Annotated in this window: 25 protein-coding genes and 1 pseudogene; 11 read left to right on the top strand and 15 right to left on the bottom strand. The window is 71.4% G+C overall.

What is annotated here, in order from left to right:
- Positions 1 to 7: 7 nt before the first annotated feature.
- The 6 genes and pseudogenes from AB0O07_RS32335 to AB0O07_RS32310 all read left to right on the top strand — a co-directional run.
- A pseudogene (locus AB0O07_RS32335) lies at positions 8 to 676 on the top strand (TetR/AcrR family transcriptional regulator); the annotation flags it as partial.
- Between the two features lie 337 nt (positions 677 to 1,013).
- Positions 1,014 to 1,793: a cupin domain-containing protein gene (locus AB0O07_RS32330; protein ID WP_365640117.1), complete on the top strand. Its 780-nt coding sequence runs from the start codon at positions 1,014 to 1,016 to the stop codon at positions 1,791 to 1,793.
- A 62-nt stretch (positions 1,794 to 1,855) separates the two neighbouring features.
- Entirely contained in the window at positions 1,856 to 2,410 is a 555-nt protein-coding gene (locus AB0O07_RS32325; RefSeq protein ID WP_365640114.1) for a type 1 glutamine amidotransferase domain-containing protein, read from the top strand.
- A 107-nt stretch (positions 2,411 to 2,517) separates the two neighbouring features.
- On the top strand, positions 2,518 to 3,270 hold the full coding sequence (locus AB0O07_RS32320; RefSeq protein ID WP_365640111.1) for an HAD family hydrolase: 753 nt from the start codon (positions 2,518 to 2,520) through the stop codon (positions 3,268 to 3,270).
- Between the two features lie 200 nt (positions 3,271 to 3,470).
- Positions 3,471 to 4,805, top strand: a complete 1,335-nt coding sequence (locus AB0O07_RS32315; protein ID WP_365640108.1) for an MFS transporter — start codon at positions 3,471 to 3,473, stop codon at positions 4,803 to 4,805.
- Positions 4,802 to 5,491: a type 1 glutamine amidotransferase domain-containing protein gene (locus AB0O07_RS32310; protein ID WP_365640106.1), complete on the top strand. Its 690-nt coding sequence runs from the start codon at positions 4,802 to 4,804 to the stop codon at positions 5,489 to 5,491. Before AB0O07_RS32315 ends, AB0O07_RS32310 begins: the two co-directional genes overlap by 4 nt.
- Before the next feature lie 83 nt (positions 5,492 to 5,574).
- On the opposite strand, the gene AB0O07_RS32305 is transcribed toward AB0O07_RS32310, so the two are convergent.
- Positions 5,575 to 6,414, bottom strand: coding sequence for an NAD(P)H-binding protein (locus tag AB0O07_RS32305; protein ID WP_365640286.1), 840 nt, complete (start codon positions 6,412 to 6,414; stop codon positions 5,575 to 5,577).
- A gap of 102 nt (positions 6,415 to 6,516) precedes the next feature.
- On the opposite strand from AB0O07_RS32305, the gene AB0O07_RS32300 reads away from it, so the two are divergent.
- Positions 6,517 to 6,906: a helix-turn-helix domain-containing protein gene (locus AB0O07_RS32300; RefSeq protein ID WP_365640103.1), complete on the top strand. Its 390-nt coding sequence runs from the start codon at positions 6,517 to 6,519 to the stop codon at positions 6,904 to 6,906.
- Here the strand turns inward: AB0O07_RS32300 and AB0O07_RS32295 are convergent.
- On the bottom strand, positions 6,854 to 7,759 hold the full coding sequence (locus AB0O07_RS32295; protein WP_365640102.1) for an alpha/beta fold hydrolase: 906 nt from the start codon (positions 7,757 to 7,759) through the stop codon (positions 6,854 to 6,856). The two genes, AB0O07_RS32300 and AB0O07_RS32295, sit on opposite strands and share 53 nt — an antisense overlap.
- A gap of 44 nt (positions 7,760 to 7,803) precedes the next feature.
- Here AB0O07_RS32295 and AB0O07_RS32290 point away from each other — a divergent pair, with 44 nt between their 5' ends.
- Entirely contained in the window at positions 7,804 to 8,385 is a 582-nt protein-coding gene (locus tag AB0O07_RS32290) for a TetR/AcrR family transcriptional regulator (protein ID WP_365640099.1), read from the top strand.
- Here the strand turns inward: AB0O07_RS32290 and AB0O07_RS32285 are convergent.
- Positions 8,357 to 9,148, bottom strand: coding sequence for a type 1 glutamine amidotransferase domain-containing protein (locus tag AB0O07_RS32285; RefSeq protein ID WP_365640096.1), 792 nt, complete (start codon positions 9,146 to 9,148; stop codon positions 8,357 to 8,359). The genes AB0O07_RS32290 and AB0O07_RS32285 overlap by 29 nt on opposite strands.
- A gap of 160 nt (positions 9,149 to 9,308) precedes the next feature.
- On the opposite strand from AB0O07_RS32285, the gene AB0O07_RS32280 reads away from it, so the two are divergent.
- The 3 genes from AB0O07_RS32280 (at position 9,309) to AB0O07_RS32270 (ending at position 12,584) form a co-directional block, all read left to right on the top strand.
- Complete coding sequence (locus AB0O07_RS32280; protein WP_365640094.1) at positions 9,309 to 9,992, top strand: type 1 glutamine amidotransferase domain-containing protein; 684 nt, start codon at positions 9,309 to 9,311, stop codon at positions 9,990 to 9,992.
- A gap of 309 nt (positions 9,993 to 10,301) precedes the next feature.
- Positions 10,302 to 11,213: a LysR family transcriptional regulator gene (locus tag AB0O07_RS32275; protein ID WP_365640093.1), complete on the top strand. Its 912-nt coding sequence runs from the start codon at positions 10,302 to 10,304 to the stop codon at positions 11,211 to 11,213.
- A gap of 81 nt (positions 11,214 to 11,294) precedes the next feature.
- Positions 11,295 to 12,584, top strand: a complete 1,290-nt coding sequence (locus AB0O07_RS32270) for an FAD-dependent monooxygenase (protein ID WP_365640092.1) — start codon at positions 11,295 to 11,297, stop codon at positions 12,582 to 12,584.
- A 103-nt stretch (positions 12,585 to 12,687) separates the two neighbouring features.
- Here the strand turns inward: AB0O07_RS32270 and AB0O07_RS32265 are convergent, their stop codons facing one another.
- The 12 genes from AB0O07_RS32265 to amcB all read right to left on the bottom strand — a co-directional run bounded on the left by AB0O07_RS32265 (position 12,688) and on the right by amcB (position 20,438).
- Positions 12,688 to 13,131 carry a hypothetical protein gene (locus AB0O07_RS32265; protein WP_365640090.1) on the bottom strand — a complete coding sequence of 148 codons (444 nt, stop codon included), beginning with the start codon at positions 13,129 to 13,131 and terminating at the stop codon, positions 12,688 to 12,690.
- A 50-nt stretch (positions 13,132 to 13,181) separates the two neighbouring features.
- Complete coding sequence (locus tag AB0O07_RS32260; RefSeq protein ID WP_365640283.1) at positions 13,182 to 14,288, bottom strand: methyltransferase domain-containing protein; 1,107 nt, start codon at positions 14,286 to 14,288, stop codon at positions 13,182 to 13,184.
- An 89-nt stretch (positions 14,289 to 14,377) separates the two neighbouring features.
- Positions 14,378 to 14,536, bottom strand: a complete 159-nt coding sequence (locus AB0O07_RS32255) for a hypothetical protein (protein WP_365640087.1) — start codon at positions 14,534 to 14,536, stop codon at positions 14,378 to 14,380.
- Positions 14,537 to 14,627: 91 nt separating this feature from the next.
- A complete protein-coding gene (locus tag AB0O07_RS32250) occupies positions 14,628 to 14,753 on the bottom strand; it encodes a hypothetical protein (protein ID WP_365640084.1) in 126 nt (41 codons plus the stop codon).
- Positions 14,743 to 15,306, bottom strand: coding sequence for a hypothetical protein (locus tag AB0O07_RS32245; RefSeq protein WP_365640082.1), 564 nt, complete (start codon positions 15,304 to 15,306; stop codon positions 14,743 to 14,745). Before AB0O07_RS32245 ends, AB0O07_RS32250 begins: the two co-directional genes overlap by 11 nt.
- Positions 15,303 to 15,656, bottom strand: coding sequence for a hypothetical protein (locus AB0O07_RS32240; protein WP_365640079.1), 354 nt, complete (start codon positions 15,654 to 15,656; stop codon positions 15,303 to 15,305). The genes AB0O07_RS32245 and AB0O07_RS32240 overlap by 4 nt, the downstream gene beginning before the upstream one ends.
- Positions 15,653 to 16,063, bottom strand: a complete 411-nt coding sequence (locus AB0O07_RS32235) for a DUF6415 family natural product biosynthesis protein (protein ID WP_365640077.1) — start codon at positions 16,061 to 16,063, stop codon at positions 15,653 to 15,655. The genes AB0O07_RS32240 and AB0O07_RS32235 overlap by 4 nt, the downstream gene beginning before the upstream one ends.
- A gap of 23 nt (positions 16,064 to 16,086) precedes the next feature.
- Positions 16,087 to 16,560, bottom strand: coding sequence for a hypothetical protein (locus tag AB0O07_RS32230; RefSeq protein WP_365640074.1), 474 nt, complete (start codon positions 16,558 to 16,560; stop codon positions 16,087 to 16,089).
- A 167-nt stretch (positions 16,561 to 16,727) separates the two neighbouring features.
- A complete protein-coding gene (locus AB0O07_RS32225) occupies positions 16,728 to 17,933 on the bottom strand; it encodes a helix-turn-helix transcriptional regulator (RefSeq protein WP_365640071.1) in 1,206 nt (401 codons plus the stop codon).
- A gap of 254 nt (positions 17,934 to 18,187) precedes the next feature.
- Positions 18,188 to 18,346 carry a hypothetical protein gene (locus AB0O07_RS32220; protein ID WP_365640068.1) on the bottom strand — a complete coding sequence of 53 codons (159 nt, stop codon included), beginning with the start codon at positions 18,344 to 18,346 and terminating at the stop codon, positions 18,188 to 18,190.
- A gap of 38 nt (positions 18,347 to 18,384) precedes the next feature.
- Positions 18,385 to 19,290 carry a multiple cyclophane-containing RiPP AmcA gene (gene amcA, locus AB0O07_RS32215; RefSeq protein ID WP_365640066.1) on the bottom strand — a complete coding sequence of 302 codons (906 nt, stop codon included), beginning with the start codon at positions 19,288 to 19,290 and terminating at the stop codon, positions 18,385 to 18,387.
- Positions 19,287 to 20,438, bottom strand: coding sequence for a cyclophane-forming radical SAM peptide maturase AmcB (gene amcB, locus AB0O07_RS32210; RefSeq protein WP_365640064.1), 1,152 nt, complete (start codon positions 20,436 to 20,438; stop codon positions 19,287 to 19,289). The genes amcA and amcB overlap by 4 nt, the downstream gene beginning before the upstream one ends.
- Between the last annotated feature and the right edge of the window lie 56 nt (positions 20,439 to 20,494).

Below are 20,494 nucleotides of genomic sequence, written 5' to 3'. Positions count from 1 at the left end.
CAGCATCATGTCCCCATGGGACACGGGGAGTACGATCGTCCCTCATGAAGGTGATGGGGTGACGGGGCCGGCGGCCGTCGTCGAGGACGGCCGGCAGCGCAAGGCGCGGCGCACCCGGGAGGCGCTGGGGTTCGCGGCCGCCGATCTGATGCTGGAGCGGGGCCTGTCGGAGGTCACCGTCGAGGCGATCGCGGAGCGCGCCGAGGTCACCCGCCGTACGTTCAGCCGCCACTTCAGCGGCAAGGAGGACGCGGCCGTCGAGTCGACCCGGGCCGACGGCGACCGTGTCAACGAGGCGCTGCGCAACCGTCCGCCCGGCGAACCCCCGCTGATGGCCTACCGGTTGGCGGTCCGCGAGTGGCTGCTCGACGAGACGTGCCCCGGGATGCACCGCCGCCCGCGCGGCCGGGAGCTCTTCGCCCTGGTCGACCGGGAGCCCGCGCTCTTCGCGGCGTTCGAGCGGGTGCGGATCGACGCCCAGGAGGAGTCCGTCCGTATCATCGCGGCCCGGCTCGGGGTCGACCCCGACCTGGACCCGCGCCCCGTAGTGGTCGTCGGGGCCGGGGCGGGGGTGCTCCTGGGGGCGCTCCGGCTGTGGGCGCGCGCGGGGGGCGACACCCCCGAGCCGCTTCCGGCGCTGGTGGAGCGGGCGTACGAGACATTGGGCAGGGAGAGCGCGGCCCGCAAGGGGCAGCCCGTGGGACCCGTAGAGCCCCTAGGGCCCGTAGGGGCCGGGGAAGAAGCCCCCGGTTCTCCGGGAGAATCCCTGGGGGATTCCCCGTCCGACGGCCCGGTAAATCGTTTCCTCTTGTCGCGTTCACGGTAATCGCCGCACCGTTTGAGGTGTCCCCGGCGAGGCGTTCGGCGCGGGTCCGGAATATCAGATTCACCTCAGCAAAAAATCTTCATACCCCCGCCAGAACTTCCTATTTGAGCGGAAGTGCGATCGGTGCTTTAGTTGCGGTGTCGAGATTGAACGGCCATGGGCAATCCGCAAACGGGGGTACGACAACATGGCGACCACACAGGTGACAAGCCTTTCCGAAAACACGCGGTTCGGCTCGGCCGTCCGGCTGGACGCCGGCCCCGCCGACATAGCCGAACTGAAGCGGCTGCTGCGGCGCGGTGCCCGCGTCGCGCACGAGCAGTTCGACGACGACACGCATCTGGACGAGGTCATCCCGAAGCCGTGGGGGTATGAATACCGCGCCTTCGTGGACGAGTTCTTCGACTTCTGGGCGCTGCACATCGACGCCCCGCACAGCACCTCGGTCCATGTGCACCCGCGCAAGCTGACCTATCTGCTCTGCCTCGGGGGACAGGGCGTGACGACGGGCCTGGGCGGGGTCGCGATCCCGGTCCGGCAGGGCAGCGTCGTACGGATCGCGCCGGGCGCGTTCCACGGCACGCGGAACACCGGCGACGACCCGCTGGAGCTGATCGAGGTCGAATCGCCGAGGAACAAGTTCGATCTGATGCGGCTCAGGGACGACTACAACCGGGCGGGAACGGCGTACGAGTCGACCTCGCTCGAAACCCCGCGCCACCCGATGCGGAAGGTCGTCGCCTTCCCGAACACCCGGATGCGGAACCGGACGCCCGACGGCCGTTTCCGCTTCGAACTCCGCACGGGAATGGACGTCTTCTACCGGCGGCGCCCCGAGGACCTGTTCCACATTCCGCTCTGCGTCTCCGGCGCGGTCTACGGGGACATCGATATCCTGACCGGCCGCCCGGAGGACGCCCGGCGCGTACAGGCGGACAAACAGTATCTGTGCGTCAGTCTCGCCTGAGCGCGAACGCGGGGACAGGCGAGAAAAACAGAGGAAAAACCTGAAAGATCCGGGGGGATCGTATGTCTCACTCTGCTGTCATCATCACGGGCCAGGGATTCCAGGACCACGATGTGGTGTTCACGTATTACCGCCTCCTTGAGGAGGGCTGGCACGTCGACATCGCCACCAGGAACGGCGACCCGACGAGCGGGAAGTACGGCGTCCCGCTGCCGATGGACAAGACGGCCCGGCCGCTCATCGCGTACGAGGACCTCGCCGTCGACCAGTACGACACCGTGATCCTCACGGGCGGCCACGAGGCGCCGGACCGGGTGCGGCAGGACCGCCATGTGCTCGGCTTCGTCGCGGGGATGAACGAGGCCGGCAAGGTGGTCGCCGGACTCTGCCACGGCCCCTGGATCATGGTGAGCGCCGGGGTGCTGCGGGGGCGGCGGGCCTGTGCGTACATCGGGCTGCGCGACGACGTGATCAACGCGGGCGCCGAGGTGGTGGACAGCGACGTCATCGTGGACGGCAACATCATCACCTGCTCGTACTACGGCTACATGGGCGCGTTCATGCGCGCCGTGTTCGAGACGACGCGGAAGCTCGCCGTCGCCGGGGACGCGGCCTGATGGCACGGCACACGCAGACGCCGCTGCCGGCCCCGGCTTCGGCCCCGGCCCCGGCTCCCGCGCCGTGCGGAATCGAGCAGACAAGGGGCGTGGAACAGGCAAGGGGCGTGGAACAGGCAAGTGGCTTACTCGCCCTCGACTTCGACGGGGTGGTGTGCGACGCGCTGGACGAGTGCGCGCTCGTCACCTGGCTCGGCGACCGCCCGCACGACCTGACGCTCTCCGGTCCCGAGCAACTGGCCCGCGTACCGGCGGAGTTCACCGCACGCTTCCGTAAGGTGCGGAACTACGCCCGGGTGCTGGACCACTTCCTGGTGGCCCACCACCCCGAGGCCGAGGCGATCGGCTCCCAGGCCGAGTTCGACCGGCTCTTCGCCTCGTTCCCCGACCCGCGCATCCAGCGGTTCGTGGCCGGGGCGTCCGATGCCCGGGACTGGTTCCGCAACACGGAGCCGGACTTCTGGCTCGGGCTGCACACGCTCTACCCCGGCGTCGCCGACCTGCTGCTGCGGGCCGGGGTGCCGGTGGTGATCGTGACGGCGAAGGACGAGCCCTCCGTACGCGCGATCCTGGACCGGCACGGCCTGGAGACGGCCGTCGCCGGGGTCTACGGGGAGTGCGCGGCCAAACCGGAGGCCGTACGGGAGGCGTGCGCGCGGCGCGGGATCCCGCTGGAGGCCGCGACATTCGTGGACGACAACCTGACGAATGTCCGCAGAGTGTCGGCGACGGGCGCCCGCGCGTGGTGGGCGCGGTGGGGGTACCAGACCCCCGAGCACCGCGCCGAGGCAGCGCGGTTCGAGGTCCCGGCCCTGGAACTGAAGGACCTGCCGGCCCTGCTGCCCCCGACCGCCTCCTGACGCCTTCGAGGCCGACGCGTTCCGGGCCGAAGCCCTGCACGCCGAAGCCCTCCAGGTGACCTCCTGAAACGGGGCCCCGTCGCCACGAGGGGCCCCACCCCCGGGGAGGGCGGCCGGCACACCGACTCCCGTACCGGCCGCCCTCCTTCGCGTACCCGCCGCTCTTCCGCGTTCGCTGTCCAAGGGGCTGGAGACCCAAGATGACCACTCACCACCCGCACCCGCCGGACACCCCCGGACAAGCACCTCCACCCCCGCTCGCACCCCCCTCTCCCTCCCCTTCCTCCTCCCCTTCCTCCGCCTCTTCCTCCGTCCCGTCCTCCTCCCTCCCCTTCGGAGTGCAGTTGGGCCTGCTGGTGGCGATGGCGTTCGCCATTCCGGCACAGCTCTATCTGGCGATCCCGGTGGCGGAACGGATCCGGACGGCGTACGGCACCGACGCGGCGTCCGCCGCCTGGACCGGGGCCGCGTTCTCCTTCGCGTACGCCGTCGGCTTCCTGGTCTTCGGCCCGCTCTCGGACCGGGTCGGCCGCCGCCCCGTCCTGGCCTGGGGCGCGCTGGCGACGGCGGTGACCACGGGGCTGACGGCGGCGGCACCGGGGCTCGGCTGGTTCCTGGCCGGGCGGGCGGCGCAGGGTTTCGCGGCGGCGACGTTCGCGCCCGCGGCCCTCGCGTACGTCACCGAGCGCGCCCCCGCCGCGCGCCGCCCGGTAGCCCTCTCACTCCTCACCACCGGCCTGCTGGGGGCGGGGATCGCGGGCCAGGTGTACGGCCAGCTCGTCACGGAGTACGCGGACTGGCGCACCGCGTTCTGGCCCCCGGCCCTGCTCTACGCGGCGGCGGCACTGGCCCTCTGGCGCCTGCTGCCCCCGGACAGGGAACGGGCCCACGCCTCCTCCGCGCCCCCCTCGCCCCCCTCGTCCCCCTCCTCCGCGTCCCCGCGTACGGTGGCGGCCACGGCGCTGGTCCTCCTCCGCACGCGGGGTCCGGCGACGGTGTTCGCGGCGGCGCTCCCCGTGTTCGGCAGTTTCGTGGCGTTCTACGCCGTACTGGAACGGGAGCTGCGCGCGACGTACGGGTACGACTCCAACGCCCTCCTCCTGGCTCAGGCCGCGGGCGCGCTGGGCCTGGCGGCGGCCCCTCTCCTGAACCGCCGCTACGGAGAGGCCGGCCCCAGGGCACTGGCGCTCACCGGCTATCTCTCCGCCGCGAGCGGCCTGCTGCTGGCGCTGCTGGCCGCGGTGCTGGCCCAGCCGGCCGCGCTGATCGGAGCCGGGGCCCTCTTCGTCGCGGGTACGGGTCTGACAGTCCCGGGGTGCGTGGGCCTCCTCCACCAACTCGCCCCGCAAGCAAAGGGAACGGCGGGCGCGGTCAACACCTTCGCCCTCTTCGTCGGCGCCTCGGCAGGCCAACTGGCCGCCGCTCACCTCTCCCTTGTCCCCATGCTGGCGGTGCTGACGGCCGCCACGCTCCTGGCCGCGCTGGCCCTGAGCCGGACGGAGCCGCCCCGTACCCGAGAAAGCCTCCGGTCATGACCCCGAAACGCGCCTTGTTCATCCTGACCAGCCACGACAGGCTGGGCCCCAGGGAAGCCACCGGTGCCCGCCCCACCGGCTTCCACCTGGGGGAAACGGCGACACCCTGGCGCCGCCTGCGCGCCGAGGGCATCGAGGTCGACTTCGCTTCCGTACGAGGCGGACGCCCCCCGATGACGGGCCACGACCCGGACGACCCGGACCAGCGGGCGTTCCTGGCCGACCCGGAGGGCGGGGGCCGGCTGGAGCGTACGCCGAAGGCGGAGGAGGCGGACCCGGCCGCGTACGCGGCGGTGTACTTCGTGGGCGGCCACGGCACCATGTGGGACTTCCGCGCCCACCCGGCGCTGCACACGCTGGGCCGCGCCGTCCATGAGGCGGGCGGGGTGGTCGCCGCGATCTGCCACGGCCCGGCGGCCCTGGCCGACCTGACCCTCTCGGACGGCACCCACCTGGTCGCGGGCCGCGAACTCACCGCGTTCCCGCACGCCGCTGAGGTGGCCCGGGACCTGGCCGGCGTGGTCCCGTTCCCCCTCCAGACCACCCTGGAACAACGCGGCGCCCACTTCACCTCGGCCCCCGACCGGACCCCCCACGCAGTCCGGTCCGGCCGCCTCCTGACCGCCCAGAACCCCCAGTCGGCCGCCCTCTTGGCAGCCCACCTGGCCGACCTCCTGCGCCCGTAACACGCCGTGGCCCGCGTCCCGTGGCCCCTGACACGTGCCCCGCGTCCCGTGTCCCGTGTCCCGCGTCCCGCGTCCCGTGGCGCTTAGCGGAACGCCGCCGCGTTGCGGGTGGCCCAGGTGGCGAAGGAGTGAGGGGCCCGGCCGAGGACGTGGCGGATGTGGGGGCTGACGCGTTGTTCGGCGGGGAGGGGGGCGCCCAGGATGTCCAGGGTGTCGTCGGCCAGTTCCGGGGGCATGGCCCGGGACATGGCCGCCTTGGCCTCCTCGCGGGTGAGTTCGTGGAAGGCCACCGGCGAGGACAGGGCGGTGGCGAGTGCCGCTGCCTGCCCGCGGGGGGTGATCACCTCGGGGCCGGTGAGTTCGTAGGTCTGGCCGGTGTGGCGGTCGTCCAGCAGGCAGGCCGCCGCTACTTCGGCGATGTCCACCGGGTCCACCACCGGTACGCCCGTGTCGCCGAACGGGGCGGCGACGGTCCCCCGGGTACGGATGGACTCCGCCCACCAGAGGGCGTTGGACGCGAAGCCGCCCGGGCGCAGGATCGTCCACTCCAGGCCGGATGCGCGCACCGTGTCCTCCAGCGCGCGCATCGCGATCCGCGTCGTACCGAACGGCCTCGTCACCACACCCAGGGTGGAGAGCAGGACGAGGCGGCGGACGCCGGCGTCCGCCGCCTCGCGGACGATGTCGGCGGGGGCGGCCCCGGTGGCGTGCAGGTCGCCGGAGAGGAGAAGGAACAGCGCCTTCGCCCCGGCCAGCGCGGGCTTGAGGGAGGCCGGTCCTGCCAGGTCGGCCACGACGTGGCGGGCGCCGGGCGGCACCGGCGCGGGGTGCCGTGACACCGCCGTCACCTCATGTCCCGCCTCGGCCAGCGCCTGCGTCAACGGGCGGCCGATATTGCCGGTTGCCCCTGTCACCGTGATCATCTTCAGCTCCTTCTCGTAAGTCCGGCGGATGTCCGCCGTGATCTTCACGCTACGAATGGAGCTAACTCTTGGTAAGGGCATACCTGAAGGTAAGCTCGGGATATGACGGGAAGCGTGCAGCGCAGACAAGGTGACACCGTGGCCCGGTATGACGTGTTTCACACCGACTGCCCCGCCCGCGACGTGGTCGACCATGTGACCAGCCGGTGGGGCATCTGGGTGCTGATCGCCCTGCGGAGCAACGACCTCCGCTTCTACGAACTCCGCGAGTCCATCAGGGGCATCAGCGAGAAGATGCTCGCCCAGACCCTGCGCTCGCTGGTCCAGGACGGCCTGGTGTGGCGGACGGTCGAACCGACGACCCCGCCCCAAGTCACCTACGGGCTCACCGAGTTCGGGCAGGATGTCGGGGAGCCGCTGACGGACCTCTTCGACCGGATCACCCGGCGGCTCCCTCAGGGCGAGGAGAAGTGGCCGCGCGTGGCGCCATAGGCTGTCCGCGCAGGGAAGGAATGAGATGCAGGTCCCATAGTCGTCGATGCGCGCATCGGAAAAGGCCGTGATGGCCGATGCCTGTCCGTTCCGGTTCGGGCGCTTCGATTGTCGCGGACGTCAGGGGGGCCGACGAGTACCAGGAGTCGAGTTCGTCGTGTGCGCGCTGGGTGATCAGTTGATCATCCGCTATGCGGAAGGCCGTGACCGGGGTCTTCACGGCGGCGAACCGGCCGGCCGCGTCGGGGAAGTCGACGCCCAGGTATCGGCGATGCAGGCACCACCGGGCCCACTGGCGCATGACGGACGACGGCATGTCGTCGAACACACGGAGCGCGCGCCCCGGGAAGTAACCCGCCGCGCGGGTGCTGAGAGGGACGACGGTGCGCAAGGCGATCGGCGCCGCGAGGCGCAACGGCCCCTTTGCCCACCGCCAGTAGGCGACACCGGAGGCCACGAAGACGGCCCGGTCGAGGAGTTCGTGGGGCACGAACGGCAGGATCTGCCCGCCCAGGCTGTGGCCGAGCCAGACGACGGGGGTGCCGGACGGCGCGGCGGCGTGCAGCGCTTCGAGCGCGGCCGCGGCGTCGGCTATCCACCGGGTCAGGTCGCCGCGCTCGGCCAGGGCCGCCGCACGCGACTCCATCCCTCGGTAGTCGAAGGTCACGGCCAGGAAACCCGCGGCTGCCAGGTGGCGGGCGAGCCGCTCGTAGAAACGGGCGGGCGTCGCCAGGGCCGGCGCGATCAGCACGGCGGTGTGCGGCCGGCCCTCGGGCCAGTGCCAGGTGGCCGTCACGTCGCGGCCGTCACCGGCGACGATGCGAGGGCTATGACAGTTGTCGTAACGCTTCATGCGCGCATTATGACACCTGTCTTAGCGTGTCCTAGCCTGAGCGCATGACGACTTCCTCGACCCGCCCCCGTATGATCCGCGCGGCGGCTCGGTTCATCTCCTACAGCAGCGTCGACGCGATGAGTCTGCGAGCCCTTGCCGCCGCGGAACACGTGCCTATGGGCTCGGTGTACCACCACTTCCCCGGGGGGCGCGGTGAACTGGTCTCGGAGGCGGTCCGCTATGTCGGGGACAGAATTCTTGAGCGTATTCACGCCGCCGATCTGGACAACATCTCGGAGCCGTTCAGTTCTCTGGCCGAGCGTTGGCGCCGGACCCGTGACGAGACCGGCCGCGCCGTCAGTTGTCCGGTCGTCGCCGCGGCGCTGAGCGGACAGCGGGACATACGGGAAACGGCCCATGCCGTATTCGACGCGTGGGCGGCGGCGATCGCCGCGAGGCTGACACGGGCCGGTGTCGACGGGTCAGAGGCGCGGGAGCTGGGCTGGGCTGTGATCGCGTCCTGGGAAGGAGCGGTCACGCTCGCGCGGGCGGTCGGACATACCGATCCGCTGGACTCGGTGGGCAGGCACCTCGCCGCGACCATCACCGCGAAGCTCAGCGCGGCCGGTCGCGGGCAGATGTGAAAGCCCTGGCAGGACCCCCTCGGCCCCGGCCGGGCAGCCAGTCCGGCGGGAGTTCCCGGCCCAGCGCCAGCCGCATGCCCAGCGCCGTCGCCCCCGCCGCCGACGCCGGGTTCTGGCCCGTGACCAGGTTTCCGTCCTGGACCACATACGGGGTGAACGGGTCGCCCGCCTCGTACCGCGCCCCGCGTTCGCGCAGCGCCTCGTCGAGGAAGAAGGGGACCGTCGAAGCCAGGCCCGCCGCCTCCTCCTCCGTACGGGAGAAGCCGGTCACCCTGCGGCCCGCGACCAGCGGCGTCCCCTGCGGGGTGCGGGCCGGCAGGAGGGCCGCCACGCCGTGGCAGACGGCCACCACCACGCCGCCCGCGCCGTGGAAACGGGTGAGGAAGCCGGCCAGGCGCGGGTCCTCGGGCAGGTCGAGCATGGCGCCATGGCCCCCGGCGATCAGGACGATGCCGAACTCCCCGGGGTCGTACCGGTCCGCCGTCGTGGTCGCGGCGAGCCGTTCCCGTACCGTCGCGTCGTCCAGGAAGAGCCGCTGCGGCAGGTCGGAACGGTCGGCCCCGCCGATGCGCGGGGTCGCCTCGCGCGTGCCGGCGAAGGCGAAGTCCCAGCCCGCCGCGAGCAGCGCGCGCCAGGGGTACGCCGCCTCCGGCAGCCAGAACCCCGCCCGCCGCCCGCCGGGCAGCCGGGCGACGCTGCTCACCACGATCAGCCCGCGCGTCGGTCCGCACATCGGTCCGCGCGTCGGTCCGCGCTCATTCATGCCTCTTCCATTCTCCGGAAGGGGCTCACCCTAACGAATACCTTCCATGAATTTCCCTATGGGGGCAATCGAACAGGCTATTTGGCACCCGTAATCGGCGGTGCCTACATTTCCTGCACTGCCTGTATTCCCGTTCATGGAAATGGAGAAGGAGAAGGAAATGGCCAAGAAGATTCTGTTCGCGCTCACCAGCCATGGCACCCTCGGCGACACCGGCCGCTCCACCGGCTTCTACGTCCCCGAGGTGGCCCACCCCGCCGCCGTGTTCCGCGCGGCGGGGTACGAGGTCGCGTACGTGTCCGTACGGGGCGGGCAGCCGCCGCAGGACGGGTACGACGCGGGCGACGCGGTGCAGGCCGCCTTCCTCGCCGACCCCGCCACCGCCGCCGCGCTCGCCGCCACCGCCGCGCCCGGCGAGCTCTCCCCGGGCGACTACGACGCGGTCTTCTTCGCGGGCGGCCACGGCGCCATGTGGGACCTCCCGGGGTGCGCGCCGCTCGCAGGGCTGGCCGCCGGGGTGTACGAGCGGGGCGGGGTCGTCGCGGCCGTCTGCCACGGGCCCGCCGGGCTGGTCGACATCCGGCTCGGGGACGGCTCGTACCTGGTGGAGGGGAAGCAGGTCTCGACGTTCACCAATGAGGAGGAGCAGGCCGTCGGGCTCACCGAGGTCGTACCGTTCCTGCTGGAGAGCAGGCTCGCCGAGCGCGGCGCGAAGATCACCAAGACGGCGAACTTCGCCGCGCACGCCGTCGCCGACCAGCGCCTCGTCACCGGGCAGAACCCGGCCTCGGCGGTACGCGTCGCCGAACTGGTGGTGGAGCAGTTGGAGGCCCGCGCCGCCTGACCCGGCGGACCGGCCTGATCCGGGCAGGCCGGGCGTGCATCGACGCGCGCTCCCCCACGCGCATGGCCGCTTCTCGTGCTCCCAGGCGCGAGAAGCGGCCATTCGACGGCCATACGTACGTATTCGCCGCGTATTCGCCTGGCCCTTAAGGGTGTTTTCCCCCGACTCGCCCGCACGCGCGCACCCTTTCCCGCAGCATGGGCGGCAGCACACCCGGCCATCCCCGAAGCGCCCCGCCGAGTGTCACCGGCACCCCGCCGGCCCCCAGGCCGCGCGGGGTGGGAGCACGCGCGCACAGGGGGAACGGCCTTGACCACGGCGGTACAACTGAGCTGGCTGCGGACGTTCGTGACCGTCTACCGCCTCGGCTCCTTCACCAAGGCGGCCCAGCGGCTCGAACTCTCCCAGCCCACCGTCACCCACCAGATCCGCAACCTCGAACGGGAGCTGGGCAAGCCCCTCTTCGAACGCATCCCCCAGGGGGTCCGCCCCACCCCCGCCGCCGAGACCCTGCTCCGCGAGGTCCAGGGGCCCGTCGACGCCCTCGGCACGGTCGTGGAGCGCCACTTCGGGGGCGCCCCCGACGGACACCCGCTCTACGTCGGCGGGCCGGTCGAACTGGTCACCTCGCGCGTGCTGCCCGCCGTCAGCGACCTCGTCGCCGACGGGCTCCGCCTCACCTTCGGCTTCGGCCTCGCGGACGACCTGCTGGCGCGGCTGGCCGGCGGCGACTTCGACCTCGTCGTCTCGACCGTACGGCCCCGCCTCCGCGGCATCACCGCCACCACCCTGGTCGACGAGGAGTTCGTCCTCCTCGCCTCGCCCGGCCTCGCCGAGGAGATCCCGGCCCACCGGCTCACGGCGAAGGAGGCCCCGGCCGTACTCGCCAAGTACCCGCTCATCGCGTACGCCGAGTCGCTGCCCATCGTCCGCCGCTACTGGCTCACCGTCTTCGGCTCCCGCCCCACCAGCGCGCCCTCCCTCGTCGTACCGGACCTGCGCGGGGTGCTCGCCGCCGTCAAGTCGTCGGCGGGCATCTCGGTGCTGCCCAGCTATCTCGCCGCCGAGGAGCTGGTACGGGGCGAGGTGGTCCGGCTGCTGGAGCCCGAACTCCCGCCCATCAACACCTTCTACCTCGCCACGCGCGACGGCGACCTCGGCCGCGCGGACCTCTCCCTCCTCCACGGGCATCTCCTGATGAAGGCCCGGCTGTGGATGTGAGCGAGAGGACGCGTCGGTGACTGTTACTATCCGCTGCCACACATTCACCGAGCGTGTTCGTTCTTGGTCAGGGAGTTACGTGTGAAGGTCGCCTGTGTCGGCGGCGGTCCCGCCGGGCTGTACGTCGCCATCCTGCTGAAGCTGCGGGACCCGTCCCACGACATCACCGTCTACGAGCGGAACCCGGCCGGTTCCACCTACGGCTGGGGGGTGACCTACTGGGGCGGCCTCATCGAGAAGTTGCGCGCCCACGACCCCGAGTCCGCCCGGACCATCGCCGAGAACTCGGTCCGCTGGAGCGACGGGACCGCGCATGTCGGCGATCTGACCACCGTCCACCACGGCGACGAAGGGTTCGGAATCGGCCGTCGTGAACTCCTCGGCATCCTCGCCGAACGCGCCACGGAGCTGGGGGTGCGTATCGCGTACGAGTGCGACGTCAGCGAACCCCCGGACGGTGCCGATCTCGTCGTGGCCTGCGACGGTGTGCGGAGCGGGCTGCGCGAGCGGTACGCGGACCACTTCGGTACGGAGGTGAGGGTGGGCCGGAACAAGTACATCTGGCTCGGCACCACCAAGGTCTTCGACACGTTCACCTTCGCCTTCCGGGAGACCGGGCACGGCTGGATCTGGTGCTACGGCTACGCGTTCAGCGAGCGGCGGAGCACCTGCATCGTGGAGTGCTCCGAGGAGACCTGGCGCGGGCTCGGCCTCCACGAGGCGCCGGAGGGCGAGGGGCTGGCCCTGCTGGAGAAGATCTTCGCCGTACCGCTCGACGGGCATCCGCTCCTCGCCCGCACCGGGGCCGGGGCTTCCGCCTCGGACGCCGGGCCGGGCCCCGCGTCGGCGCCCGCGTCCGCCCCCAGGCCGGCCCCCGAGCCGGCCTCCGCATCGGCCCCCGCGCGGTGGCTGAACTTCCGTACGCTCACCCACCGCACCTGGTCGTACGGCGGCCGGCTGGTCCTGGCCGGCGACGCCGCGCACACCACGCACTACTCCATCGGCGCGGGCACCACCCTCGCCCTGGAGGACGCCATCGCCCTGGCCGCAGCCCTGGGCGAGCACCCCGGCCCGGACCGGCTGCCCGCCGCCCTCGCCCGCTACGAGCGGGAGCGCCGCCGCGCGCTGCTCCCGGTGCAGAGCGCGGCCCGCTACAGCGCCCACTGGTACGAGAACCTGCCGCGCTACCTCCACCTGCCCCCGGAGCAGATGTTCGCGCTCCTGGGCCAGCGCCACTCACCCCTCCTCCCGCACCTCCCGCCCGCCCTCTACTACCGCCTCGACCGCGCCGCGAGCCGGGTGGCGGTCGTACGCGGCCTCAAGCGACGCCTGGGACCGAGGCTCGCCCGGGCGTTCGTACGCGGCCAGTAGGGGAGGAGCCGTAGGGGGCAGCCGTAGGGGAAAGGCCGTAGGGGAGCGGTCGTAGGGGGAGCGGCCATAGGGGGGCGGTACGTGCGCGGGGAGCACCCGGGGGTCACCGTCCCGCCCCCGGGACGGTGACTCCCGGGACGCCCCGGTGGTCGGCCCAGACCCCGGCCGCTTCCGCCATGGCCGCCACCCGGTTGAGGAGTTCCACGGCGAGGGGGAGATCGGGTGAGTCCGGTCTGAAGTCGAGGCCGCGCTCCTCGATGGCTTCGAAGCCGAGGATGATCCACCCGGCGTCGTCCCCGTCGACGCTCCACAGCAGGGCCGGGGAGAGGGGCTGTACGCAGGGGTTGATCGCCCGTTCCCGGAGGATGGATTCCCTCCGTCCCCCGGGGCGGTTGAACATGGCCTTGACGAAGAACCGCCCCTTCTCGCTGTCGACGACGCCGGAGAAGTCGGACCCGAACCCCCGGGCCGGGATCCGAACGTGGCTGACTTCGCCGGTGTACGGCAGGATCAGATGCCGGAAGTGGCGGTCGGGCAGGTCGCCCACGCGAGGGCCTCTCAGCTCAGCTCGGCTCAGCTCAGTTCAATGCAGCTCGGTCAGAGGGAATGCTCGGGCGAGTCGAGCCATGTCCGTTCGCCGTCTCGGTCCACCGTCAGCCCGAACCGGGTGCAGTCGGGACGGTCGTGTTCCACCCACCACCGGTGTGCGGTTTCCACCTCGTCCCAGAGGCGCCGGGGCCCCGACTGGTACACCCTGGCCTCCTTGCGGTCGTCACGGAAGACGACGACCGCCCAGGACTTGTCCGTCAGCCCGTAGAACCACACGGCGCGCTGTCCGTCGCGCTTGCGGTCGGGGTGGTGGACGACATCCCGCACCCGCAGCCCCAGCGCGAAGCCGGCCGCGTCGAAACTCCCGGTGCCGAGCAGTTCCGCCTCGGTCAGCGCCGTGCCCGAGACCTCCGCACTGCTCATGGCATCGGCGGCGACGTACTCCTCGTGCCGGGGCCACCGCAGCCGTTGGGACCGCATCCGCATGAACGCCACGGGCCGCGTGAACGAACCGGTCGCACCGCGCCCGTCGTCGGCGACCACGAGCCGGGCGGTCGCCTCGCCCGGCCCGTAATACGTCCCCCAGGGGACCAGGATCACCCCGCCCGGCCTGGTCTGCTCCAGCCACCCGAACGGGATCTTCCGCATCCCACAGGTCACGATGACGCGATCGTAGGGGGCCCGCCCCGGATGCCCGAGGAACCCGTCCCCGTGCACCACTTCGGCCGGCAGCCCGAAGCGCGCCAAGGACTCCCGGGCCCGTGCCGCGACGGCGCCGTCCACCTCCACCGTCACGACATTCGGGGCGCCGAGCCGGTACGCGAGCAGAGCCGCGTTCCACCCGGTCCCGCTGCCGATCTCCAGGACGCGCTGCCCCGGCCGGACATCGAGATCGGCCAGCATGGAGAAGACCAGGCTCGGCATGGACGAGGACGAACTGAACGACGTCCCCGGCTCGGCCCCGTCGTGCCGGCCGTCGTCCCACTGGGTGACGATCGGGTCGTCGGAGTCCGCGTACCTCCGCCACGCCTCGGGATCCCGCTCCCTGTCGACCGTCACGTTCCGCCCGGTGCGCATGTCATGAGGCCACATCAGGCCGGGCAGAAAGCCGGAACGCGGCACCGCGTCGAAGACGGGCGCCCAGTCGGGCGCCATACACCCGGTGTCCAGCAGGAGCCGCCCCAACTCCCCACGAGCGGACCACCCCGCCTGCCCAGCCTCCCCCACCTGCTCGGCCGGACGCGTCACTTCTTGTGCGTCCCGTCACCGGGAGGCGTGGAACCGTCCGGGTGGGGCTCGTCGGACGGGTTCCAGGGCTGACCAGGAAGGCCGTCGCCCTCGTCGTCGTCCTTGCCGTGCCCGCCACCTTCTACGCGCTGGGCCGCCGTCCGTCGACCGTTCACCGGTTCTCCTCCCTGAGAGGCTGGTACTCCATTGTGGTCTCGGAACTACGCATAAGGAACATGGCACTGATGTCCGCCCCGGGAGCGTTCGTCAGCGGGTGAAGTGCTCGGCGAGGAGCCATCCGGTGACCGTGTAGGCGGCGATGGCGGCGCTGACGACGAGTACGGTCCGTACCGTTCGCAGGGCCCGTGCGGTGTCATCGGGATCAGGCCGCATGTGCCGTGCGGACCCGCCGCCGAAACGGGAGGCGCAGCCAGTGGCGGAGGTGGTCGAGCCATCGGGGTTTGCGGTGTCTGTGGCGGCCGGAGCCGCCCTGGGGGTGCGCGTGGCGCGGGAGTGCGTATGCGGACAGGGGCAGGGGCCGGTACCCGGGTACGGACAGGGGTGCCAGTAGGGGTACGGGGACGGGGAGTGCTCTGAGGGTGTACCGGCCGCTGAAGTCGTCGGCGGTGAGGGTGAATTCGGCTCCGGCGAGGAGTCGTTCCCGGGCGGTTCTCTGTGCGTGGGGGGTGTGGCACCAGATGCGGAGGGTGGTGGGGACGTCGGGGTCGGGGGACCATACGGGGGTGAGGGTGCCGCGTGGTGTCCATCCGGCTCCCGGGCCGGGGTCGAGGCCGTTGGCGATGCGGCGGGCCTGCTGGCGCAGGAAGACCAGGGCGGCATCGGCGGTGACCGCTTGTCGGGCGGCGAGGACGACTCGTACCAGGGTGCCGGTGGCGGTGGGTCCTTCGCAGACCACGGTCACGTTGTAGAAGCGGGCGGTGCTCATGCCGGGCGCCACCCGGTGGGGGGCTCAGCGGGGGGTGTGGCCGGGGGCCGCTGCCGCCGGTGCAACTCGGCGAGGGCACGGAGCTGGGTCCGCTCCCGCTCCGTCGCGGGGCGTACGGCGTTCAGCGTGGCCTGCCAGGTGTGCCCGGAGGGGCGGACGAGGCAGACCAGCGATCCGGCGAACGAGCTGATGACGCCCGGCATTTCGGTCCGCCGGTCGTACGCCGCCATCCCGACCCGCAGGCCGGACAGCGCAGGCAGCGAGGACGACTCAGGGGTGGACGGGGCGGGACGCAGGCCCCGGCGCCCCAGCGGACGGCGGGGCGAGACGGGCGGTTCGGGCGTCGTCATCCGGACTCACCAGCCCGCCGGTGCGGATGCGCCGCGACCCGGCGCGCCTGGTGGTCGCGGGTCACCGGGCCCCCTCGGGGGTTCTCGGGCCGCGCGTTCCCATAGTGCTCCAGGAGCCAGGCACAGTCCCGGTGCAGGAGAGCCAGCCGTACCTGGGCGGAGAGCGGCGTCAGAGCCGGGGCCTGCTCACCGAGGCTGTACCGGATGGCGTCCAGCCGCGCCCGCCGGGGACACCACTCCGCCCCGCCCGGCCACAGCCCGTCCACATGCGCCTCGGCGGCGGGCAGCAGGGCCGCGATATGGGTGCGCAGGAGTGTGGCGGCGTGGGCCAGTTCGGCCTCGCCCGCCCGTGCGGTCCCCAGGGCGGCGGCCTTCGCGAGGGCGTCCTCGATACCGGTCCCCGGCATGGCCGGCGTCGTACCGGGCCCGGTCACCGGATACCACCCTGGCACCGGTGACCGTCGGCCAGAAGCCGGGCGACGGCGGCCGGGGAACAGAGGGTACGGGCGTGGGCAGGCGGAACGGCCCAATGGATCCCGGAGGGGCCCCTACGGTCGGAACGGGGCACGGTGAGATAGGCACCGGGGCCGAGCACGGAGGCGTACGTAGGGTCCCAGGTGTCCGCCGTCCCGGCCGGGACGAGGGCCAGGTACCAGCCGGGCGGCGCCCAGATCACCGGACCGCCCAACGGGGCCAGCACAGCGGTTACGGCGGACCGCTCGGGGGCGCCGGCCGCCGCGTGGACAAGGCGCTGCGGGAGTTTCACCGCGTCGAACATCGCGCCCAGGGCGAGCACGGCGGGGCGCCCGTCGCGCCAGTCCCGGTAGGCGGACTCGGGATCCCGGATGGATCTCGCGAGCCAGCGCTCGACGGGGGTGATGGTGAGTGGGTGGTACTGCGTCATGGCCGACTCCAGATCGGATGCATGGAGTGCGGCGTCGGCCGTGCCGGGGGTTGGCCGACGCCACTTCATGCAGCGACGCTATGGAGCTGCCCAGTTACACCCCAGTGGCGGGATGTCCCAAATGGAGAGTCAATTATCGCCCGCCTAGGACGCGTTGTCCTACCCGTTCACAAAGCCGGATCGACACCGAGACGTGCCGCCAGACCTCGCAGCGGGGTATTGCGCCGGCGCTCCGATTCCAGCATCTCCCGCACCGTGGTAGTGGCCAGCGTTTGGAACCGGATCCACTCGGGCTGGTCTTCCTCCACCGCCAGGAGCGTCTCCAGGGCACCCTCGCCGTCTCCCGTCTGATACTGCGCCTGGGCGACATCGACGCGATAGGCGGCCGAGTGCACTGGCCGGGTGATGTGGTCGACAGTGACTCCGCCTGACAGGTTCAGAGCCTCGGCAGGGTCCGGCTCCCGCCCGGCAAGCGCCACGTTGACTTGCTGGGTGCGGACGTCGACGACCGAGAACGCGCTGCCGTAGGCACGGACCGGGCCTGACCGGGTGGCCGCGGACTCGGCCAAGTTGAGCAGGGTGAAGGCTTCCTCTCGGCGGTCGCGGCGGGCTGCCGGGGTTGCGGCGGCCACCAGCAGGTTTCCGTACACCGCAAGCTGCGCAGGTGTCGCGCGCCGGAAGCTGGGCTCCAAGGCATCCGCCTTCCGCTCCGCGACGTTCTGAGCCTGCTCCCAGCGGCCCTGGCGCAGCAGCACCCAAGACAGAGTGGAGATGCCCATGCCCTCCATGAGTGGGTCGGAGGCGCGCTGCGCGGCAGCAAGCTGCTTCTCCACAGCGGCGAACGCCCAGTCCGGGTGGCCGGCCTGAGTCGACAGTGACGCGGCCAGTTGGTAGGCGAGCGCGAGTTGCTGCCACACTCGCTCGCTCTCCGTCTGCCGGGCCACCGCGCGGCCGTCGCGCAGGAGAATCGGCAGCGTGCCGGCGAGCGTCGAGTAGTCGCCTGCCCAGTAGTGGGTGGTGGCGGCCTTCACCGCTGCGGTCCACTCGTCGGCGTCCGGCGGGTCTTCAAGATCGGTGTCGGCGAGGACGCCGGGCAGGGCGGTGACGTCCTGGATGGCGTCGCGCAGGGCGATCAGGCCGCCGTCGTCGGAGAGGTCTTGGGTCACTGTGGGCTGTCCTACTAGACGCTCAAGCTGGACGTCCAAGGTGCGTGCGAGGGCCCGCAGGGTGTTGATGCGGGCTGACTGCCTGACGTTCTGTTCCAGCTTGCGGATCGTGTCGACGTGGACTTCGGCGCGCTCTGCCAGCTCCTCTTGAGTGAGGTCGCGGAACTCGCGCAGGCAGCGAATACGGTCACCGATGGTGCTGTTCATACGGACCCCCGCCAGAAGGTTGTGCATCCACGGTACTGCGCGCGGCGGCCCTGAACGCACGAAGGCGCCCCGCTCTCCCGGAGGAGGGCGGGGCGCGGTTATGCCCACGGGCTGAGGTCGAGTTCGGGCGGGGGCTCGGGGATCGGATCGTCGGCCAACGCCACCCGGCGACCCCAGCGGACTACGCCCACCAGGTAGAACGTCATGATGCGCCGCTGGCGATCGCGATGGAGCCGCCGGTGCCGAACCGCAGGCTAGCGGCGGGCGAGCAACTGGAGCAGCCCGGTGACGGCGACGCCGGGGACGATGGCGCCGCGGTCGTAGCCCGGCTCGCTGCCGGCCTGCCGGACCGGTGCGGTGTCGCACCGGCCGCGTATGTCGTCGTACGTGTCGCATACGAGTCGCGGGCCCACGGCCGTGCCTCCCGATCGCAGGTGCGGGGCTGGTGGTGCTACTTGTCGTCGAGGTCTTCACCGAAGGTGACGTCCAGCTCGGCGGCGAGGGCCTCGGCGAGCTGGAGTGTCTGCACGTGGTCGATGACGATCTGCTTGAGCGAGGCCAGGCCGCGAAGCTGGGAGAGGTCGTTACCCCGGAGGTCCAGGCCGCGATACTTCCCGCCGTCGAACTCGGTCAGCCGTAGATCACAGTCGTCGATCAGGGCGGCACCGAGGTCAGCGGCGGTGAGGGTGGTTTCGCGCAGCGAACACTTGGCGAAGATCACGGGGCCGGTGGCCCGGACGCGGGTGAGGGTGCTGTAGTCGAGTTTGCAGTTCTCGAACAGGACGTTGTCGAGTGTGACGTCGTCGAGGGTGGCGCCCATGACCTTGCAGTCGCGGAAGACGGCTCGGGAGACCTTGCTGTCGGTCCACTGGAGGGAGGACAGGTCGCAGCCGGTGAACTCCACGGAGTCGACACGCAGCTTCTCCAGGCGGGTGCGGTGGGTCTTGAGGCCGGTGATCCGCCCATCCATCAGACGGGTGTCGACCAGATCGAGGTCCCGCAGGTCGGCATCGGCGTAATGGAACTCCGCCAACCTGCCACGGCCACCCTCCAGTGAGGTGACGTTGGAGAGATAGAGGCCCGGCTCGTTCAGGGCGGGGAGCGTGACGCTCGTACGGCGGATTGTGCGGGTGTCCATCAACAGCCTTTCGGCGCGGCGGCGCGGCTTGCTTTTCTTGTTCCAGTTGTCCCAGGTGGGACGGTTGTCGAAGGGGGCCGGGTTCTTGGGCCAGTTGTCCCACGTGGGTCGGTTGTCCCACTTCGTTTCAACGATCGCCGGGGTCGAGATGTCGTGCGTGGCTGTCAACTCCATCACGACGGGGGTGTCGGATGTGGCGAGTCGGTCCAGGATCTTCATGCGACAGCCTCCTTGGCCGCGAGCGTGGACAGGGCTGTGACCAGGGCCTGCCGGGAGGCCCGGCAGTAGTTGGTCTCGGTCGTCGTGAAGTCGCCGTTCTCGAAGTAGCGGTTGGCGGCCTGGGCGCCGCGACAGAAGTCGAAGAACTCGCACTCTGCCTGGCAGCGGTCCAGGCCGGTGAGGAAGTCGCTTACGTAGCGCAGTCGGTGGGCATCATGGAGGATCTCGGGCAGGGGACGGCCGAGGATGTTCCCCGCCACGAAGTCGCCGTACTCGGGCGCCACCGTGTCCGCGAGTTCCGGGGAGAGCAGGACCACGTCGCCTTTCCAGGAGATGGTGGGGATCGGGTCGAGGCGGCGCCCGTCCCACTCAGCTCTCCGGCCGGAACGAATCAGCCGGAGGTACTCGGCGAGGCGTTCGACTTCCCGGACGGGCGGGGCACCAGGATGCTCGCGGGTCCAGGTGAGGGTGCGGCGCCAGAACTCTTCGGCCTGGAGTGCGGTGGGCGGCTGCCGATCAGTGTTGACTCCTTCGATCTCCTCAAGGTTGAAGCCCACCGAATGGCCCCCCAGAGAGGTCAGGAACTCCAGCAGTTCCTCCGGCATGGCGATGCCCAGGGTGCCGACCACCGAGATGACGGAGAACGGGATGCCGTGCTCGCGCAAGTGGGAGATGCCGCGCAGGATCCGGTCGAAGGCGGGCTTGCCTCGCAGATCGACACGCTCGGCGTTCAAGGCGGCAGGGCCGTCGACGCTCACCCCGACGCGGACATCGTGCGCGGCCAGCAGGTCGCACCACGTCTCGGTGATCAGCGTCGCGTTGGTCTGCGCATAGTGGTGGACCCGGCCCGCCCGCCGCAGGGCCTCGAACGGCGCGAGCAGGGCGGCGAACTTCCGCCGACCGACGGCCAGCGGCTCCCCGCCGTGCCAGACGATGCCGACCGGGTGGCCGCTGTCGCCGAACTGGGCCACCTCATTCGCCAGGGCTTCGGCCACCTCCAGGGGCATCTGGTGCTTGAGCTTCCGAAAGGGCAGGTAGCAGTACCGGCAGTCCAGATTGCACCAAGTGGTGGGCTGGATCACCACGGTCTGCGGAGCCGCGAACCGCTCCTGATACCGGGCGCGCCAGGCGGACGGGTGAGAACGCATCGGGGTCCTCTCTTCGACGGACAGCGGGCAGCCCCGGCTGTGAGCGGGAGCCTCGG

Origin of the sequence: Streptomyces sp. NPDC093085, from assembly GCF_040683935.1 — a bacterium.
GTDB lineage: Bacteria > Actinomycetota > Actinomycetes > Streptomycetales > Streptomycetaceae > Streptomyces.
The sequence above is the reverse complement of the archived record's forward strand: the minus strand, read 5'-3'. Positions and strand labels throughout refer to the sequence as shown.